This is a genomic window from Parablautia sp. Marseille-Q6255, from assembly GCF_951230155.1.
Classification (GTDB): domain Bacteria; phylum Bacillota; class Clostridia; order Lachnospirales; family Lachnospiraceae; genus Choladousia.
The window spans coordinates 13,424-26,057 of sequence record NZ_CATNVD010000020.1 but is presented as its reverse complement, the minus strand read 5'-3'; the positions used below and the strand labels follow the sequence as shown (position 1 = coordinate 26,057).

Below are 12,634 nucleotides of genomic sequence, written 5' to 3'. Positions count from 1 at the left end.
TCCGCTCTTTTCCTCTGCATCCTTCCCAAAGCAGTCTGTTCCCCTGCGCACTGCGCCGCTACAGCAGCCGCTCTGCTGCCTGCGCGTCAAACACGACGGATCCCGCATGCTCCGCCTCGATCTGATACAGCGCGTTGGCTGCCAGATGCTCTGCCGCCTGCTCCAGGCTGCGGATCCCTGTCGTACCTGCAAACCGGGCAACTACTGCCTCCGCCGCATCCGGCGTCACAATACATTCTTCCGCCTTTAAGCTCATGCGCCGCAGTACCTTGGGCATGACATAATCTGAAAAAATGATCTTCTTTTCTTCCGGCGTATAATCCGGAATATCAATGACTGCAAAACGGGACATCAAAGGAGCACTGATATGTTCCTTATCATTGGCCGTTGCGATCGGATAGACCCCCACCGTGGGGATCATGCACTCCATATAATTATCCGTAAATCCCAGATTATCAAGGAGGGTCAGCAGAACATCCGCAGGATTTCCGTTTCCCTTCCCCGCCGAAGCTTTATCGAGCTCATTAATGATAAAAACGAGGTTCGATTCTCCTGATACGGAAAATGCCTCCATGATGATACCCGGCTTTGCATTTGCATACACACGGGAGCTTCCAGTAAGCTGCTCCGGATCATTGATGGAGCTCATATCCAGAGTCGTCCACGGAAGCTTCAGAATACGCGCCACCGCATACGCGATCTGCGACTTTCCGGTCCCCGCCGGACCGACCAGCAAAAGCCCGTATGCCGGGAGCGTGTGCGTCCTGTTGATCTGGATGATCGTCTCCATAATACGCTGCTTCACACGTTCCATGCCATAAAGCTCCTCATCCAGGATCCGCCGCGCCTCCACCGGATCGATAGACTCAAAATAATTGTTCTTCCACTGGATATTCATCATAATAGAAAGCGCGCGCTGTGCATGGCGGCGTTCCTCCGCCGAGACCTCATTTGACCGCGTCACAGCAAGATTGCGGCGCGCCCACAGCCGTATATTATCCGGAAGTGTCCGTCCGGCACATGTCATAAAGTCCGAAATGCTCTGGATACTCGTAAGCTTCATCTCATCTCCGGCCTCTTCCTGGTCTTCATCCTCTGCCTCTTCCGGAGGAGCGCTGCTTGCCAGGAGCCGCTCAATCATAAACTGCAAAAAGCCGTCCTCCGCGGAAAGCTTTGTCCCTCTGCCAAACGCCGTCTCACGGATGCGGTAAACCGCATATCCTTCCTGCGTATTTTCCCCGGAGAGACGCACCGGGATACGATGCCCGCCCAGCCAGCGCAGCAGGCTGACAAAACGCGCATCCAGCTTTTTTATATCCGCGCGCAGCGTCTCCCCCTCCTGTGCAAATTCAAATGCCGTGCGTTTGGCCGGATTCGTAAAAACACCGCAGGAATAATGATCCCACAGCCTCTGCCTGTTATCCAGCACAAGGATCGGACGCTCCGCACAAGGTCCGGACTCATCCGAGCGAAAAACTGTATAAGTGCAGACCGGCTCTTCGTTTTTATCCGGGCTGCCATTAAAATCAAATACCGGCATATCAGATACTCCTCATCATTTATTTTTACTGTCTCTTTCCTGCTCCTCATCAAAGCTGCGTATAACATCCTCCAGGACCTGTGCCGCAGTCATAACTGTGTTCAGGCACCTCACCTCCCGGTCAAAATGCTCCGCCTTGATCTTTGCACAGAGCCTGGCTCCAAGCTCTGTCTGAAACGCCTTTACAAGCCTCATCATCACTGCCTTCAGCTCTTCCTTCTGCTCATGCGCCCTGTCTGTAACGTATTTTGCTGAAACCACACAGGCAGCCCCTGTAAGCGCCCCGCACACATCTCCCACCTGAAGACCACCGCCAAAGGCCGCTGTCATTCTCATATCATGCTCACTCAGACCCAGTCTGTAGTATTCATTCCCGGCATGTACGATCGACTCTGCGCAGTTATAATCCATCTCATAATACTTTTTCGCGATATCCTTTAACATACAGTACTCCTCACTCTTTTCTGAAAACCTTTCTCATATCGTACCACTTTGCCCCTCCATGAGACGAATCTGCCACGCCATACCGCACAAATCCACAGCGCTCATAATAGGGGATCATATGCTCCTTGCAGGTAAGGATCACCCCTAGCTTCCCTCTTTTGCAGGCAAGCGCCAGAAAATCCTCCACCAGACGCGCAGCGATCCCACGCCTGCGATACTGCGGCAGTACATTCAGCCCAAATACCGTCTGCCATGCTCCATCCGGGCAGTGCAGACTGGTATCATGGTAAAGCGCATCCGGCAGATACGGGCGATCTGTCGTCCCTCCATTGATAAATCCTGCCGGCACGCCATCTGCCTCCGCTACCAGAAAATTTTCCGGAAAGGTCCGCAGCCGCCTGGCGATCTCTTCACCAGAAGCCGCCTCTGCTGCCGGAAAGCATTCCGCCTCGATCGCCGCCAGCATTCCGGCCTCATCTGCCCTTGCCGGACGTATCGTAATGTCCATATCCGTCACCTCAAACTCATCATTTGCCTCTCCCGATGAACAGGCTGCGCCTGTCCCCGCTCGACAGGATTTATTATATCATCTTCTTTTGACAGAAAAAAGCGGTTTTTGTCCAAAATCACGATTGACTGTCTTCCTGCCAGTTATTATTATAAGTAGTAGCAATCATAACTTGTGCACCACAAAAAAGGAGCCCTATGGATCAGAATCAAAAAATAGAAGAAGTATTAAACGCATGGCTGTACCTGTCCATGAGTGTCAGCAACAACCGGCTTGTCTCTGATATGCCGCTCAACGAGGCAGTGATCTGCCACCTGCTGTACCGCAATCAGCTCCATTGCCCGGACGCTCCCCTGACAGCGACAGATCTGTGCCGCGCGACCAAAATGTTAAAGTCGCAGATGAACCGTACGCTGCAGAGTATGGAGGACAAAGGGCTGATCTTTCGCGAACGTTCTTCGCTGGACAAACGACAGGTCTACGTATTCATCAACCATACATCCCCTCTGTACCAGAATATGCACGAAAAAGCGCTGATGCTGGTTGAACAGTTCATGTCCAAGATCGGCCTGAACAAAGCAGACGATATTATCCGGTTGTTTACCATCATCGGGGATACTGCCGATGAAATCACAGGGCATTCTTCCTAGCCTTTTTCCTGGAGCTGCCCGACAGAAAAATCTGGAAAGATCACGAAAAAAGTACGGACCACATGCGTCCGTACTTTTTCAGTTTTCCTGCGTACCCTTCTGTTTTGACACGTTTTGTTGCTTTTCTTCTTCTTTCGCCTTGCATATGCCACGTTTCGTTGACATTCCTTTTGTATTTTTCATTCATATGCAACAGTTTGTTGCATATCTTTTCTGAACCGCCTCAGAAGTGCAACATTTCGTTGCTTTTTCTCCTCTCACCTGCCTCTGGTATGCCACGTTTCGTTGCTTTTTATTCGTTTTCGACTTCGTAATGCCACGATTTGTTTACACTTCTCTTTTATACCCTCCAGAAATGCCACGTTTCGATGACATTTCTCTCTCCGGTTTTAAAACGAGATGCTCACCCCTGCTGTCCTCCGGAAACATCTGGTATGCAAATAGAAACATCAAAACATTTATCAATTACCTAATTTGTTGCTTCCCTGGCGTTTATTATAATATCAGTGCAAAACTTTGACTCATCATAATGAAAGGCAATATCTCCTTCATATTTCTGTACAATGTACTTCATACTTTCGATTCCCCACCCGTGCTGCTCTTCATTCTGCTTTGTAGTCATAAAATGCTCTTGTTTTCTCTTTGGCATCTCTATGCTAGTATTTTCCATCCGAATCAAAAACATCTGATTAACAGTTTGAAGTGATAAAAAGATTTTCCTATTATCTAATGCACATTTTCTGGCTGCTTCTATTGCATTATCAAATAAATTACCCATCAGAACCACAAAATCAGCCTCATCCATCATAATTTCATCCAGCCCAGCTTTTAACTCAAAAGTAATTCCAGCCTGTTCCATGGCTCTGCTTTTGATATTCAGTATGAAATCAAGTGTAGGTAGCCCTGTCCATGTTTTGGGAGCAGATTGAGTCGTACCATCCTTATACTGGGACAAAAACGATTCTGCTTTTTGTACTTCTCCCCTGCTTAGACATTCTTCCAAATACTGCACCATATGCTTTTGGTCATGGACAAACCGGCGATTCTGTTCATAGGCTCTGCGTAATTCTTTATACTGCTGTTCTACCGCTGTATTCCTTACCTCATATAAATTTTTTTCTGCCTTTTCTGCTTTAATAAAAGCTTTAGAAATCGCCAGCAGCAGACTTATAAGTAAGCAAATCGTAGCCACCAGCATAACTGTCATTTCACTGATATTGAACTGATCTTTTCCAAGCATTGTCATGTAATAAGTAAAACCCCAAATCATTCCTGTTATTAAAAGCATCCACTTTTTATATACAGTCAATAAGCGTTCAACCAAATATTCCATTGGAAAAAATCGTATCAGTACAAGAACAAATACAATTATCAGGAACTTATAACCAATGCTCTCATATGTATTCAGTTTCATATGGTTATACCAGACTATTCCCTGTGTTTGGCTGGCATATATAAAATACATCAGTTTCAATAACCCTGTACTTGAGAGATAAAAAAATTCCCACAAATATGCCTGTAAAAAACTACACTGATATACTGCAAAAAGAAGCAATGGCGGAAGAACCCCACCCAGCAAATCCATACCATTTGCCAGATATCCATACCACGAATTTCTTGCCAGCAAACAAAACATCACAGCCGTCAGGCAAAGAAAGAGAATCGTGTTTTCACCTTTTCCTTTTCTGAATCTTTTATGCACGATGTGTCCTGCCAGAAGAATCACACATCCCACAACATATACCACTGTCCATGCACTTTTGACAAAATTAAAATAAAAAAATATCACAGTCAAAAAATACCACACATATATTGTAATCTGGTGCTGTATACCATATCGTTCTCTCTTGGGGAATACTTTGCTGAATATCCATATCCCGATTCCAGTTTCGAGAAAACTTGCGATTGTATTCAAAGCCAAAATCACTTTATCCATAACTCTTCCCCCCCCTGGCGATCATCTGGTTGATCTGCAGCACCACCAAAACATTTATCAATTACCTAATTTGATGCTTCTCTGGCGTTTATTATAATATCAGCGCAAAACTTTGACTCATCATAACGGAAGGAAATATCTCCTCCATATTTCTGTACAATGTACTTCATACTCTCGATTCCCCACCCATGTTGATCTGCATTCTGCTTTGTAGTTATAAAACGTCCTTGTTTTTTACCAGGCATCTCTTTACTAGTATTTTCCATTTGAATCAAAAGCATCCGATTGGCAGTTCGAACTGATAAAGCTATCCTTCTTTCTTCCAATGCACATTTTCTGGCTGCCTCTATTGCATTATCAAATAAATTACCCATCAGAACTACAAAATCAGATTCGTCCATCATAATCTCATCCAATTCAGCCTTTAAATCAAAAGTAATTCCCGATTGTTTCATAGCCCTGCTTTTGATATTCAGTATGAAATCAAGCGTAGAAATTCCTGTCCATGTCCTGGGAGCAGATTGTGCTGCTCCATCTTTATACTGTGTTAAAAACGACTCTGCTTTTTGTACTTCTCCCCTGCTTAGACATTCCTCCAAATACTGTATCATATGCTTCTGATCATGTACAAAACGCCTGTTTTGTTCGTAAGCTTTTTGTAATTCTTGATATTGCTATTCTACCGCAGTATTTCTTACTTCCAGCAGTCTTTTCTCTGTCTGCTCTGCTTTCAAAAAATTTCCGGCAATAACAAACAGTAAAGAAAGTACAAGACAGATCAATATTCCAAGTACTAACGCCGCCTCTCGCGTAGTAAATCCGTATTCAGCAAGATACATCATAAAACTTGTAGCGCAGACAAATCCGGCTGCAATAAAGAAAATTATTTTCTTATATTGGTGAAACAAACGTTTAAGCAATTCATCTGTCTTTCCAAAATAGACAAGTAAAATAATGAAAAGCACTATTGCGTATTCATAAAATATGCTCCCGTAGGTACACAATTTTGAATCTCTCACCCACTCTAAATTTTTTGTCTGACTTTCATAAACAAAATAAATTGCTTTAAAAATCCCTATACTAGAAAGATAAAAAAATCCCCATAAATACGCTTGTATGCCTTTACACTGATATAATACAAACAGACAAAATGGAGTAAAAACACCTCCTAGTATTGTCAATAAATTTGATATATAGCCAAATTGGGAATTCCATGCCAGCAGTCCGGTCATCAAGGCGAACAAGACAAGTAAGAAACTATGTTCCCAAATCTGTATCCCCGCTTTCCGGGCAGTAAATAGTCTACACAAAAAATACAAAAGCACTGGGGCCAAATATCCTGCTATTTTAATAAAAACAGATTGACTCCCCAGAAAATTCCAGCCAATAACGAACGACATTAATGAATACCATATCCATCCCGCAATCCGCTGTGGAATACCGTATCGTTCTCGCCTTGAAAACACCCTTCCAAATATCCATATTCCGACGCTCGTTTCTAACATATTAGCAATTGTACTTAAAATGATTTTATCCATAACTCTTCCCAACTCCCTGGCAATCATCTGGTTTACTTGCACACTTTATTGTTTTATCTGCCTGCTGCAGCATTTCCTATTTCCAATAATCAGCGATCGCCTGGCTCACCTGAGAAACCTTTATTCCTCCGACCGGAAGAATTGTTCCATCCCGCATATATACCTCATGATTTTTCAGCCCCATGATATGCTTGATATTTACTGCATATCCTTTATCAATCATCAGAATTTCTTTTGCATTCAGTTCTTCTAACACAACAGACATCGGCTTTCTGACCGAGCTCTCTCCTTTACTGTGATAGAAGATTACATATTTTCCCTCCTTTCGCATATAGATAATACTGTCATAGCTGATTTTTTCTATATCTGTATGTTTCTCTATGACATAATACCTTTCTTCTTTTGCGAGGAGCTCCGGAAGCAGTGTATCATACGCGCTCAAAAGCTTCTGCTCCAGCATGCTTTTCGGAATATAACGATATGTATTTACCTCGTATGCATCCACTGCATAGTCTACATAATTCGTCACGAAAATAATGACCGGATCAGGATACCGCTTCCGTATTTCCCTCGCTACATCCATTCCATTTTTCTTCGGCATTTCCACATCAAGAATGTACAGATCAAAGACTTCCTCGTCCAGCCCGTAGACAAACCATTCTACGCTCTGAAACGTCTCGATCTGACATGGTACCTGCTTATGTGTGAAATATTGTTTGGTAATTTTTTCTTCTTTCTCTACTACAATATAAATATGGTTAATATCCCTTACAGCCAGTAAGGAATTATCCATCTTGTTGCTTAAGCTGTATAATGATGGAGCAATCGGTATGTCGGCTTCCTTTCTTGGACTTCGCGTCCGTTAAGTAGACTGATAACCAGCTCCTCATTCGCAGCGTTCGTTTTATGCAGGTTGAATCGCCTTAGGCGCATTCGTGTCACACCACAGTAGATTGAATAGGCAATGAGTAAAACTGGTATTTATCCATTGCATGATCAATTTTTAAGGAGTGACAAATTTATGAACGCAGTAGGTATCGATGTTTCTAAAGGTAAAAGCATGGTTGCTATTATGCGCCCTTTTGGCGAAATTGTTGCTACGCCTTTCGAGATCAAACACACAGCCAGTGATATTAATTCACTTATAGAACTCATCAACTCCATTGAAGGTGAATCCCGCATCGTGATGGAGCACACCGGACGTTATTATGAAGTCCTTGCCCATCAGCTTTCCCAGACAAATCTTTTCGTCAGCGCCATTAACCCAAAACTTATCAAGGATTTTGATAATGATTCCCTTCGCAAAGTCAAATCTGACAAAGCTGACGCCGTCAAAATCGCCCGATATGCACTTGACAAGTGGCAAAATCTCAAACAGTATAGTGTTATGGATGAATTACGCAATCAGCTCAAAACCATGAACCGTCAGTTCGGCTTTTATATGAAACACAAGACGGCTATGAAGAATAACCTCATCGGCATCCTTGATCAGACCTATCCTGGCGTCAATACCTACTTTGACAGTCCTGCACGTAGTGACGGCAGCCAGAAATGGGTTGATTTTGCATCTACTTACTGGCATGTGGACTGTGTTCGTAAAATGTCTCTAAAAGCCTTCGTAGACCACTATCAAAAGTGGTGCAAAAGAAAGAAGTACAACTTCAGCCAATCCAAAGCTGAGGAAATCTATGGAAAAGCAAAGGAGCTTGTTCCTGTACTTCCAAAGGATGAAATAACCAAACTTATCATTAAGCAAGCGGTTGACCAACTCAATAATGCCTCGGCAACTGTAGAAGAACTTCGCACTCTTATGAATGAAACAGCCTCTAAGCTGCCCGAATATCCCATCGTCATGCAAATGAAGGGCGTAGGTCCATCACTTGGTCCTCAACTCATGGCTGAGATCGGCGATGTTTCCCGTTTCACTCACAAAGGCGCAATTACAGCTTTCGCCGGTGTAGACCCTGGTGTAAATGAATCCGGCTCTTATGAACAAAAGAGTGTTCCAACCTCCAAACGAGGTTCCGCAGACCTCCGCAAGACACTTTTTCAGGTAATGGATGTTTTAATCAAAACCATGCCTCAGGATGATCCAGTTTATAAGTTCCTTGATAAAAAACGAGCACAAGGTAAACCTTATTACGTCTACATGACCGCCGGAGCTAATAAATTTTTACGGATCTACTATGGTCGGGTGAAAGAATATCTTTCGTCACTTCCAGAGTCCGAATAATCCCACAACGCTTTCTTTCAGACCAGCACTGATGTGGTGGTCTTATTGTGATACCCATTTTTTCAACCTGTATAAAATTATCAATTTTCAGCAATTTAGCCTTGACTTTTTATTTGCAGGCTACTTTATCCATATCTACAATCCCCTCTCCAGAAGAAATCATTCTGGCATTCTCTGTGATCCATTCATTATCATCTGCAAGTGTCCCCCACTCTGCCCAGATTTTACCGCCATCTAAGTACCCCTGCACATCGGTCGGGAACATCAGATAATACACGCCGCTCTCTCCGCTTCCGATGATCTGATAATTCGGCAGCACATCCAGAAAATCATACGTCTCACTGTAGCATAAGTTAAACAGAACACCTCCCGCGTTTTCATAACCCAGTTCCTTTTCACGTGCTTCGCGCGATGCCGTATGATAAAATGTCACCGACGAGCCTGTGCCGTCTGACATCTCAGATGTCTCAAACTCATATTTGCCCTTCCACTCCTGCGGAACCGCTACCTCGACTTCCTTGAAGTCGTAGATGATATTGTCCTCCTCATCCTCATACTGCGCATACTCCCATATGTCCTCCGGGACGTCTGCAAATGTGTTCATTGCCATACCTGACAGAACTGTCATTCCCGCCGCACCTGCGGCGATCCATCTCATAGCCAACCTTCTCTTCATTTCCATTCCCTTCCTTTTCTGGTGTTTTTTGATAATTTCATTCTACGCTTCCTTTCTTCAAAAATAAGGAAATCATTCCGAAAAATAAGTGAAGACTTTCTTAAATCGCTTCTTACATTTCTTTATCTGATACACGCAACAGGATCACCTCCATTATCGTCCCATATTCTTTTACCATTATGACTATAGCACTGTATCTGCCTGTTTTTTCCTGGTGTCCTTTAATGTCTAAAAACTGTCCCTTTCCACAAATTATTTTTTAATGAAGATTGCACCTTTTTTTAAAAAAGCATATAATAATGCGTGAAAAACGCAAAAAAGGAGGAGTTACATTATGAAATTCATATACCCTGCAATTTTCAAAAAAACTGAAAAGGGTACGTTTCAGGGTACGTTCCCTGATCTTGCCTGCTGCCAGGCAGAGGGTGAGACGCTTGAGGACGCGGTAGAAAAAGCCAACGAAGCTGCGTATGACTGGATCTATCTGGAGCTTTCTGAAGAAGGTGCGCAGCTCCCGCCGATCACAGATATCCATGACCTCGATCTGGGCGAGGGCGAGGTGGTCCGCAATATTTGTGTCAATGTGCGTTTCACAGACGGCTGGGAGGAGTAGTCTATGTTCCGCACTATTTTTAAAGAGGTCAAAGAATAACGCCGCGCCTCCATCGCGACTCCTTTTTTTATGATACTGGAAGTCATGATGGAGACGCTGATCCCGTTTCTGATGGCGTCCATTATCGATAATGGAGTCAATACCGGCAACATCAGCCACATCTACCGGACCGGAGGGCTGATGATCGTGGCCGCTTCCATCGGCCTTCTCGCAGGCATGGCGGGCGGACGGTTCGGAGCAAAAGCCTCCACCGGACTCGCCAAAAACCTGCGCGCGAGCATGTTTGAGCATATCCAGACATTTTCTTTTTCCAACATTGACAAGTTCAGCACAGCCGGACTGATCACGCGTCTGACCACAGATGTCACGAATATCCAGAATGCTTACCAGATGATGCTGCGTATGATGATGCGCGCTCCTGCCAGTATGATCTGCGCTCTTATTATGGCATTTACGATCAACCGGAAGCTGGCGAGCATCTATCTGGCAGCAGTCATCATCCTCGGCGTGATCCTGTTCTTTATCCTGACGAATGCAACCCGGTATTTCCGTATGGCTTTTCCAAAGTATGACGCAATGAATGCCTCCGTGCAGGAAAATGTCTCTGCCATACGTGTGGTCAAGGCATACGTGCGGGAGGATTATGAGACAGATAAATTCCGTCAGACGAGCGAAAATATTTTCCGTATTTTCAAAAAGGCGGAGAATAAGCTTGTGATGAATGCGCCTCTGATGCAGACGACTGTCTATACCTGCATCCTGCTGATCAGCTGGATCGGAGCGAAGATGATCGTCTCCACCACGCTTACGACCGGAGAGCTGATGAGTCTTCTGGCCTACTGTATGAATATCCTGATGAGCCTGATGATGCTCTCTATGGTATTTGTCATGCTCTCGATGAGCACCGCGAGCATGGAGCGTATCAGCGAAGTCTTAAATGAAGAAAGCGACCTGACAAACCCGGAACATCCGGTCATGCAGGTGCCTGACGGAAGCATCCGTTTTCAGCATGTAGACTTTTCGTATCAGCCGGACAGCCGCGAACCGGTACTAAAGGATATCTGTCTGACGATCCACTCCGGCGAGACGATCGGTATCATCGGCGGCACGGGAAGCGCCAAGACCAGTCTGATCTCTCTGATCAGCCGTCTGTATGACGCGACCGCCGGAGAGGTGATCGTGGGCGGCAGAAATGTCAGGGAATATGACATGGAGGTGCTGCGCAATCAGGTGTCTGTTGTGCTGCAGAGCAATGTCCTCTTTTCCGGTACGATCTATGAAAATCTGCGTTGGGGCAATAAAGACGCTACAGACGAGGAGTGCCGCAGGGCATGCCGTCTTGCCTGCGCGGACAACTTTATCCAGTCCTTCCCGGACGGATATGATACATATATCGAGCAGGGCGGAAGCAATGTTTCCGGCGGTCAGAAGCAGCGGCTTTGTATTGCCCGCGCGCTCCTGAAAAAGCCAAAGATCCTGATCCTCGATGACAGTACGAGCGCCGTAGACACGGCTACTGACGCAAATATTCGGCGTGCCTTCCGCGAGGGCATACCAGATACGACAAAGCTGATCATCTCTCAACGTATCTCCAGCGTACAGGATGCAGACCGCATCATCGTCATGGAGAATGGACAGATTGATGGCTTTGGCACACATGAAGAGCTGCTGCAGACGAACGCTATCTACTGTGAGATCTATGAATCACAGATAAAAGGCGGCGGCGATTTTGATGAAAAGGCAGGTGAATTGTAATGGCAGGTCCGATCAACCGCGTACCGCGCGGTATAAAATCACAGGTGGAGCACCCCGGAAAGCTCCTGATGCGCCTGATGCGCTATATCTTTCGCGATTACAAGGTGCACTGTATCGTTGTCGTTTTGCTGATCCTTGCAGGCGTACTTGCCAATGTGCAGGGAACGATGTTCACCAAAAATCTGATCGATGATTATATCACACCGTTCCTGCTCAGTGATACGCCGAATTTTACGCCTCTGGCACAGGCGATCGCACGTGTCGCCTGCTTTTATGCCGCAGGTGTATGTTCTGTTTATATTTACAACCGGATCATGGTCGTTGTCACGCAGGGAGTGCTGCACGATCTGCGCACCGATCTGTTTGCGCACATGGAAAAGCTGCCTATCCGGTATTTTGATACACATGCGCACGGCGATATCATGTCTGTATATACGAATGACATTGATACCCTGCGTCAGATGATCAGCCAGAGCATCCCGCAGATCATCAACAGCGCCTTTATGATCGTAAGCGTCTTTGTCAGTATGCTGATCCTGAACATCCCGCTGACGCTTGTCACGCTCGTGATGGTCAGTATCATGCTTTTTTGTACGAAGCAGGCAACCGGGCGCAGCGGCAGATATTTTATGGAGCAGCAAAGAAATCTCGGCGCTGTCAATGGCTACATCGAAGAGATGATGCAGGGTCAGAAGGTCGTAAAAGTCTTCTGTCACGAAGAAGAAAGATTGAAAATGAGAA

12 protein-coding genes and 1 pseudogene are annotated in these 12,634 nt (G+C 45.3%); 5 read left to right on the top strand and 8 right to left on the bottom strand.

What is annotated here, in order from left to right; all coding sequences use genetic code 11:
- Window positions 1-58: 58 nt before the first annotated feature.
- From QOX44_RS15230 to QOX44_RS15220, 3 genes are read right to left on the bottom strand one after another with little or no spacing between them, the layout of a single operon-like run.
- The gene (locus tag QOX44_RS15230) at window positions 59-1,540 is read right to left on the bottom strand and encodes an AAA family ATPase (protein ID WP_283684347.1); all 1,482 of its coding nucleotides are present in this window, start codon (window positions 1,538-1,540) and stop codon (window positions 59-61) included.
- A gap of 15 nt (window positions 1,541-1,555) precedes the next feature.
- On the bottom strand, window positions 1,556-1,984 hold the full coding sequence (locus QOX44_RS15225) for a C-GCAxxG-C-C family (seleno)protein (protein WP_283684346.1): 429 nt from the start codon (window positions 1,982-1,984) through the stop codon (window positions 1,556-1,558).
- A gap of 10 nt (window positions 1,985-1,994) precedes the next feature.
- The gene (locus QOX44_RS15220) at window positions 1,995-2,492 is read right to left on the bottom strand and encodes a GNAT family N-acetyltransferase (RefSeq protein WP_283684345.1); all 498 of its coding nucleotides are present in this window, start codon (window positions 2,490-2,492) and stop codon (window positions 1,995-1,997) included.
- A gap of 197 nt (window positions 2,493-2,689) precedes the next feature.
- On the opposite strand from QOX44_RS15220, the gene QOX44_RS15215 reads away from it, so the two are divergent.
- Window positions 2,690-3,142 carry a MarR family transcriptional regulator gene (locus QOX44_RS15215; RefSeq protein ID WP_283684344.1) on the top strand — a complete coding sequence of 151 codons (453 nt, stop codon included), beginning with the start codon at window positions 2,690-2,692 and terminating at the stop codon, window positions 3,140-3,142.
- Window positions 3,143-3,611: 469 nt separating this feature from the next.
- On the opposite strand, the gene QOX44_RS15210 is transcribed toward QOX44_RS15215, so the two are convergent.
- The 4 genes from QOX44_RS15210 to QOX44_RS15195 form a co-directional block, all read right to left on the bottom strand.
- Window positions 3,612-5,078, bottom strand: coding sequence for an ATP-binding protein (locus tag QOX44_RS15210; protein ID WP_283684343.1), 1,467 nt, complete (start codon window positions 5,076-5,078; stop codon window positions 3,612-3,614).
- Between the two features lie 65 nt (window positions 5,079-5,143).
- Window positions 5,144-5,689 carry an ATP-binding protein gene (locus QOX44_RS15205; protein ID WP_283684341.1) on the bottom strand — a complete coding sequence of 182 codons (546 nt, stop codon included), beginning with the start codon at window positions 5,687-5,689 and terminating at the stop codon, window positions 5,144-5,146.
- 63 nt (window positions 5,690-5,752) lie between these two features.
- Window positions 5,753-6,616, bottom strand: coding sequence for a hypothetical protein (locus QOX44_RS15200; protein WP_283684339.1), 864 nt, complete (start codon window positions 6,614-6,616; stop codon window positions 5,753-5,755).
- Window positions 6,617-6,692: 76 nt separating this feature from the next.
- Window positions 6,693-7,409 carry a LytR/AlgR family response regulator transcription factor gene (locus QOX44_RS15195; RefSeq protein ID WP_283684337.1) on the bottom strand — a complete coding sequence of 239 codons (717 nt, stop codon included), beginning with the start codon at window positions 7,407-7,409 and terminating at the stop codon, window positions 6,693-6,695.
- A 228-nt stretch (window positions 7,410-7,637) separates the two neighbouring features.
- Here QOX44_RS15195 and QOX44_RS15190 point away from each other — a divergent pair, with 228 nt between their 5' ends.
- Window positions 7,638-8,849, top strand: coding sequence for an IS110 family transposase (locus QOX44_RS15190; RefSeq protein WP_283682197.1), 1,212 nt, complete (start codon window positions 7,638-7,640; stop codon window positions 8,847-8,849).
- A gap of 109 nt (window positions 8,850-8,958) precedes the next feature.
- Here QOX44_RS15190 and QOX44_RS15185 read toward each other — a convergent pair whose 3' ends face one another.
- Complete coding sequence (locus tag QOX44_RS15185; RefSeq protein WP_283684336.1) at window positions 8,959-9,525, bottom strand: hypothetical protein; 567 nt, start codon at window positions 9,523-9,525, stop codon at window positions 8,959-8,961.
- Between the two features lie 334 nt (window positions 9,526-9,859).
- Here QOX44_RS15185 and QOX44_RS15180 point away from each other — a divergent pair, with 334 nt between their 5' ends.
- The 3 genes and pseudogenes from QOX44_RS15180 to QOX44_RS15170 all read left to right on the top strand — a co-directional run.
- The gene (locus QOX44_RS15180; RefSeq protein WP_283684335.1) at window positions 9,860-10,138 is read left to right on the top strand and encodes a type II toxin-antitoxin system HicB family antitoxin; all 279 of its coding nucleotides are present in this window, start codon (window positions 9,860-9,862) and stop codon (window positions 10,136-10,138) included.
- Between the two features lie 51 nt (window positions 10,139-10,189).
- Complete coding sequence (locus QOX44_RS15175; RefSeq protein WP_283684424.1) at window positions 10,190-11,893, top strand: ABC transporter ATP-binding protein; 1,704 nt, start codon at window positions 10,190-10,192, stop codon at window positions 11,891-11,893.
- Window positions 11,893-12,627 (top strand): annotated as a pseudogene (locus tag QOX44_RS15170) (ABC transporter permease); the annotation flags it as partial. The gene QOX44_RS15175 and the pseudogene QOX44_RS15170, both read left to right, overlap by 1 nt.
- Window positions 12,628-12,634 lie beyond the last annotated feature (7 nt).